The sequence below is a fragment of the Eggerthella sp. genome (genome assembly GCF_048329335.1).
Lineage (GTDB): Bacteria > Actinomycetota > Coriobacteriia > Coriobacteriales > Eggerthellaceae > Eggerthella > Eggerthella lenta.
Genome location: NZ_DBFEGU010000404.1, coordinates 1 through 6,986, shown reverse-complemented (window position 1 = coordinate 6,986; position 6,986 = coordinate 1). Strand labels below are relative to the sequence as shown.

The following is a 6,986-nucleotide window of genomic DNA, read 5'->3' as shown; positions in this document are numbered from 1 at the left end:
CCCAACGTACCGCCCAGCAACAACAGAATCTCGCAACTGGCCGGCAGGAACCTGCAGAACCGCGTTGCTCTTCACGTTCTGGCTAATGACTGCCATTTGAGCGCTGCCGACCAAACCGCCGAAATGGATGCGCGTGTTTTGGCTGGGATATTTCTCGTTAACGAACGTAGGCTGGAAAAGAGCGCATGCGAAGCCATCGACGGAGCTCCTCGACATGTTCAACTGCGAGCCGTAGCCGAAGATCCCCCCGATCGCGGGAGAGGTTTTCCATGCTTCGACATCGGCGACAACCTCAATACGAAGATTCTTGACCGATAGATCGCTCACATTGGCTTGACTTGCATAGCCCACCAAACCGCCGATATACGCCTCGCCACCTGTACCCTTTTTGATGATCCTAAGCGTAGCCGTCTCCTTGCCGGCAACGCCGACCGTGCAGTTTTGAATATCGGCTCCGTCTCCGTCAATCGACCCGACGAGGAGTCCGAATCGAAGTTTGCTTCCATGGGTGGAAACGAACACATACTCTGAGCCTTCATCGGTGGGATCCAGCACGATGTTCACGTTTTTAATCAGGCTCTCCCCGCCAACATCAAGAAACAGACCGTTTCTTCCCTGGTTCTCACCGGTAATCCCTTCATGTGCCAGTCGGTACGGTATTCCGAATATGCTGTTGCCGCCTCCGTCGTACGTCGAGCCTAAGAACGGCTGAGTGAATTTAGACGTGCTCACGACAGGCGCATCGGCCAAATCGATGTTCCGCGTTTGGATAAAGCAGTTATATTGAGCATACTTCCCCTGCACATTGTTGCTTCCAGCTGTCAAATTGCCGACGAACTGCCGTCCCAGTCGAACGTTCCAGGGCGAAACGCTCGTTCCCCATGAAAGGGCGGCCTCTTCATTCGTTTCGACAGCGCAAGCGAATGCGAAGTTCACCGTGTACGTGCCCTCGACGGAGACCGTGCTCGCACCTGTCTGAATATCAGCCTTGAACGACAGTGTCTGATTCTTCAGTTTATATTTGTCGTACGGGCGGTTTTGCCCCACGTCTTTATCGCTCACCGTGATGCGATAGCAATCGTATAAGCCTCCTTCGATGGACAAACCCTGCAGCACGTCGGAGAAGTCCTTGAGATAGTTCGGGATGTCGCCTCTGCCCGTCATTTTCGGCTGATTGCTGCCAGTGGGAACCACCACGTAATAGCCACCGTCGGTGACGGAGTACTCGTTGGACAGCAAGTTTTCGACCGCAGCCGCGTTGTTCTCGATATACCCATAGTAACCGTACGCCGGCGAACCCGTTTTGTCGGTGCCGGTTTCTATGTACATCATGCCCAAAGACGGCTGCACCTTCTTCCGCTCGTCGTAGCTTGCGACAAGCGTCGTGCCTTGGTAGCTGAGTCCGTCGTAGTCGGAAACCAGCTTGTCTGCTTCGACGAGAAGTTCTGCACCCGACATGGTATCCTTGGTTGTCCACCCTTTGAACGTGTACAGCTTATCGTCCGTTTCGTAGTTTTCGGCGGCGGCGATTTTCGCGACGCTCTCATCGCTTGCCGATGCGTGCGGGACGTATTGAGATGGCGGCGCACTTCCATTCTCGACGGTGTATGCGAGCGCCCGGTAGAAGCGGTAGTCTTCTTGGGTGGTTATCTTGAAGTCGTACGTACTTCCTTGGCGGCACGAGAACTCCAACCCCTTGTAGTTCTTCAGAAGGGCGGGTGGCATAACGGCAAGATCGTTGATAGAGGGACCGCGATACAGCCAAAGCGAGACGTTGGTCAAGCGCGTGCTGAGCACGCCGCTTAGGTACCCGCTGCCGTTGCCGTTATCGTAAGATCTGATGTTCGCGAAACCAACCCCGGGGGCGATGGAGTAGTACACCCGCACCGGCACGGTGGCGGCGGTGCTCAGGTATTCGCTCCCCTGGGAAAACCCGGCGGTCGTGGTTTGGGACACCGCCCACGACACGTCGGACGATGAGGCGCCGAACTCGCCTTCGAACGCGGCGCGTGCCGTGACCGACGGGGTATCCGCGGTGCGCGAGCCGGTCTCCTGGGCGCTGCCGCTCAGATAGGCAGCCTTCAACGGATTCTCAACCGAAGCCGGTTCAGGAACCGCCAGCTTGTTGAAGTACGCCTGGACTTCGGATGCCTTCGGAGCCGTGCGCACGTACACCGTTGCATTGCCGTCCTCGTCGGCCAAGCCGTGGTTCTTATGGTTCTCGGCCTCGGCGTAGAACTTCTGCACATCGAGGCGCAGGGATATGACGTTGTTCGTATCGGTATCGGTTCCGGCAAGGGTACCCGAAGCATCGCCCGTTTCATTCGTTCCGTACCAGGTGAAGCAGTCGTTCAGGAAACGGTAGTCGTAGTTGACCCCCTTCTGGTTGAACACGCCCCATTCCCACTTGCCATCGTTCAAGTAGCCCACGCGCATGCATTCACCGGTGTCGGCTCGCTTGATCCACAGCTCCCAAATCTGGTACGCATGATTGTTGTACGCGCCCACAGTTCCCTCGAGCCGGTACGTGGCGTCGTCGCGCACGGACGACGAGGCTATCCAGCCTCCCGCGTACGACTGGTAGCCGGCCTGCGGGTTCTCCTGCTTCAACTGCGCGTTCGCGTTGGAAACGCGGAAGTGATTATCTTTATCTTCATAGAAGGGGTTGACCGTCAGCCCGTCCTTCACCACGCCGTCGCCGTTGCCGAAGCCCGCCCCAATGGAAGGATGCGCGCTGTCCGCGACCGCCGACCGCACCTGCGGCTCGATGTAAGCTTCGTTCTTCTCGCCGGCCACGACGACGGAGTACGGGTTGGTTATTAGCATCGTCAGCTTGCCCGCAGGGCTCGGCCACTCCACATGGGCGGCAGCCGTGCCCGGCACGCAGCTGCGCGAGGCGTCCTTCGTCTCCACCGACACGGTCAGGGCGTCGCCCGCCACACACGCGTCGAACACCTGCTTGAGCTTCGCTTTCTGCGAGTCATCCGCCGCCGGCTTGCCGTCATTCCCCTTCGCCACCAGCTGCGAAAGTGCGTTGAGGTCGATGGCCCACACATTGCCCTTCACGTTCGCGTTGTCGCGCGTCTGCTGCTTGATGGCTGCGGCGAAGTTGGTGAAGCCAACCGACTCCGAACCGTCATCGGCCGTGTACAACGACACCATGGTTGTTCCGTTGCTCAAGCCGGAGATCGAGAACGCCACGTTCTTGCCGGTGTTCTCGATAGCCACCGTGGAGGTGGTGGAGCCCGCGCTTCCGTCCGCGGCAATGTTGGGGTCCTGCACCATCAGACAGCCCGTTGCTTCGTCCACCCAGATCACCGGGTTCGCGAGCGCTTTCTCGGGCGTGGCGCCGGCAGGGGTGCCGCCATAGTAGCCGATCATGGGGTCGTGGCCCATGCGCGCCGCCTGATCGGTGGAGGCGCCCTCGGTTTCGTAATACGTCTTCGCGGCGTTCGTGGAGGCAGGGGTCGATCCGAAGAAGCCGGACCTTCCGTCGGCGTAGAACACGCCGGTCACCTGCGCCGTGTCGGCATCGAACTCGATGATATAGTCGGCGTCGCGCACAGCCTCCTCCACGGCGAGCGCCGGGACGATGCCCTGATCGCGGGCGGTGTCCGCCGTCATGTAACGTTTGGAAGACTCCGCAGCAGAAGCGGAAGGAGGAGCAACCTCGTCGGACCCGAGAGTTTCACGTGAAACATCTTCCGTTTCGCCTTGCGAATGGGATGAGCCCGCAAGCGCGGCGGGGAAGCAGGCGCGATAAGAGTCGCCGTCCTTCACGGCATCCACCCACGTGCCCGATACTTTCTTGGCCGTCATCTGGGCTTGGGCGGCGTTCGCGATGGATTGGGCGGCGTTGTTCAGCTCCAACATGCGCATGTTGTTCTGCGCCGACACGATGGATGGAAAGGCGATGGCAGCAAGAACGAGTATGATGGCTACGCTCATCAGAAGCTCGGCGAGCGTGAAGCCCTCCGTATGCCGTCCCCTTCTGGCCATACCTATGCCGTTTCCTCCTCCTATCAGGCAATAGAACGTCCCTCGTTGTGGTTTTGTATCATAGCACGTACATTGCCGAGGAATGCCGAAACGCGCGCCCGCCGATGAAAACGTCTACGTTGGGTACTCCGCGGAACACGGAAACAAGCGCGTTTCACGTGAAACGGTCGGACACCCGAGCCCGCAGTCGAGCCGGAACACGTTGCCGGACGCGACTCGGCACACACGAAAAACGCCCGCGGCAGATGCGCAGGCGTTTCGGTGTTCGAGCGGATGCGGACAGACGGTTATTTGCCGTCGCCGAAGATAAGCTCGCGTTCCTCACCCACCAGGGCGGCGCGCGCCTGATCGCGCAGGTTGTTCACGCCGATGAAGAACTGGCGCATCATCACCACCATGAGGTAGCGGCCCTTCGGCGTAAGCGTCAGCTCGTCGGCGTTGTCGCGATCGAACGCGCCCGAGGCCTTCATGAACGCCATCTCCACCGGCAGACCGCGCTCCACGGACACGCCGAAGTCCTTCTTGAACTGGCGCTTGTCCAGGCGCAATCCGAACAGCTGCATCATGAAGCGGTAGCGCATCTGGTCGTGCTTGCTGAACGTGGCCTTGCCCATCAGCGACATGCGGTCGTGCTCGATGGCGTCGTTGTAGTCGTTCACCGAGAACGTGTTCACGTACAGGTTGTTGCCCAAATACGTGATGCCGCCGCTGCCGATAGCGGGGTATTCCTCGTAATCCACCACGTACTCGTCGATCATCGCGTCCTCGCCTGCCGCGCCCGTGCCGCGCTTGTTGAACGTCCAGGCGCTGCCGTGCTCGAACAGCGGGTTCTCGCCGCCGGCCAGCACTTCGGAGATGATCTCGTAGAAGCGCTGCTCGCGCGCGTAATCAACCTTGCCCACGGTACGCGCCAGCGAGCGCGCCACGCTAGGGCTGGCCATCAGCGGGTAGAACGTGGTCTGGCTCGTGCCGCTTTCCACCACGCGCTCGATGTCGCTGAACAGCACGTCCTCGGTCTGCGCCGGGAAGTTGAAGATCATGTCCACGTTGAGCGACGTGAAGTAGGGGCTGGCCTCGCCGATGCGCTCGAGGATCTCCTCGCCGCTGCCGTACTTGTCGTAGCGATCCATCTGCTTAAGCAGGTCGTTGTCGAAGCTCTGCACGCCAACGCTCAAACGCTGCACGCGGCCCTGCAGCTTGTCCAGGTAGCTGGGAATCAGGTGGTTCGGATTCGTCTCGCTGGACACCTCGCCGATGCTGAACGTCTCGCGCGCCATATCGATGATGTCGCACAGCTCGTCGATCATGATGGTGGGCGTGCCGCCGCCCACGTACAGACTTTCGAAGTCGTAGCCGAGGTCCTTCAACATGAGCATTTCCTTGCGCATGTTGGCGAAGTAGGGCTTCGCGCGATCCTCGGCGAACGGGAAGCGGTTGAACGAGCAGTAGGGGCACAGCCGCTCGCAGAACGGCACGTGCATGTACAGCATGTACTTCTGGCCGGGCTTCGGCCCGGGCACGCGTCGCTCTTGCGTCGGTTCGAGGCGTAGGTAATTCTTCGTGCATTCGCGAACAACGGACGTGAGCAAGCGTTCTGAAAGCATTTAGTTCTCCCAAGCGGCACGACCGGCCGCAGCGCGTTTGCCGATGTCGCTGCGGTACTGCTTGCCTTCGAAGTTGATAAGATCGCACGCTTCGTACGCCTTCTCGCGCGCGTCGTCGAACGAGTCGCCCAGCGCCACCACGTTCAGCACGCGGCCGCCCGCAGTGACCAGCTCGTCGTCGAAATTCTTGGCGGTGCCGGCATGGAACACCGTGACGCCCTCGATCTGCTCGGCCTCGTCGATTCCGAGGATGACCTTGCCCTTCTCGTACGATCCGGGATAGCCTTCGCTGGCCAGCACCACGCACACGGCCCACTGCTCGGACCAGCGCAGGTCGATGTCGTCGGGGCGTCCTTCGGCCACGGCCAGCATGATATCCGCCAGGTCGGACTCGAGACGCGGCAGTACCACCTGCGTCTCAGGGTCGCCGAAGCGAGCGTTGAACTCGATGATCTTCGGACCTTCGGGCGTCAGCATGAAGCCGCCGTACAGCACGCCGCGGTAATCGTTGTCGAACTCGCGCGCGGTGGCAACCGCTGCGCGCTCCATGATGTCGTGCATGGCCGCCAGCTCGTCAGGCGTCACGATGGGCACCGGCGAGTACGCGCCCATGCCGCCCGTGTTCGGGCCGCGATCGCCGTCGAACGCGCGCTTGTGGTCCTGGGCGGTGGCCATGCAGTGCGCCTTGCCGTCGCTGACGAACGCCAGCATCGAGCACTCGGGGCCGGTCAGGCACTTCTCGATGAGCACGGTTTTGCCCGAGTCGCCGAATGCGCCGTCGAAGCAGGAGCGCACGGCGTCTTCCGCGTCCTCAAGTTCGTCGGCTACCACGACGCCCTTGCCAGCGGCCAGGCCGTCGGCCTTCACCACGATGGGCGCGCCCAGCTCGCGCACGTAGGCAAGCGCAGGCTCGAGGTCGGTGAAGCTGGCGTAGCGAGCGGTGGGGATGTCGTTGGCGTCCATGAATTTCTTGCTGAACGTCTTGCTGCCTTCCAGCTGGGCACCCTGGGCGTCCGGTCCGAACGTGGGAACCCCCGCGGCACGCAGCACGTCGGCAACACCCGCAACCAACGGAGCCTCGGGTCCGATGACCACGAAGTCGATGGCGTTCTCGCGAACGAACGCCAGCACGGCCTGGCCGTCCTCGGGGTTCAGGTCGGGTACGTTCTGGGCGATGCCGTCCGTGCCGCCGTTGCCCGGCGCTACGTACAGGCTGTCGGTACGCGGGGACTTCGCCAGCGCCCACGCGATGGCATGTTCGCGACCGCCGCCACCCAATACCAAGATGTTCATGTCAGGTCCTTTCAAACCCTCAAACTACTTACGTCGTGCAAAAGCGCTTCAGTGCTGCTGGTGTTGCCACTGTTTCACGTGAAACATTTG

The 6,986-nt window shown here is 60.9% G+C and carries 3 protein-coding genes; all 3 read right to left on the bottom strand.

All coding sequences use genetic code 11. The annotated features are described in order from the left end of the window. A partial coding sequence (locus ACMO6A_RS12535) for a peptidase A26 (protein ID WP_418471352.1) occupies positions 1-3,564 on the bottom strand: 3,564 nt, incomplete at its 3' end. A gap of 722 nt (positions 3,565-4,286) precedes the next feature. Further along, the gene (locus tag ACMO6A_RS12530; protein WP_114518303.1) at positions 4,287-5,603 is read right to left on the bottom strand and encodes a coproporphyrinogen III oxidase family protein; all 1,317 of its coding nucleotides are present in this window, start codon (positions 5,601-5,603) and stop codon (positions 4,287-4,289) included. After that, positions 5,604-6,896: a phosphoribosylamine--glycine ligase gene (gene purD, locus ACMO6A_RS12525; protein ID WP_114513451.1), complete on the bottom strand. Its 1,293-nt coding sequence runs from the start codon at positions 6,894-6,896 to the stop codon at positions 5,604-5,606. Positions 6,897-6,986 lie beyond the last annotated feature (90 nt).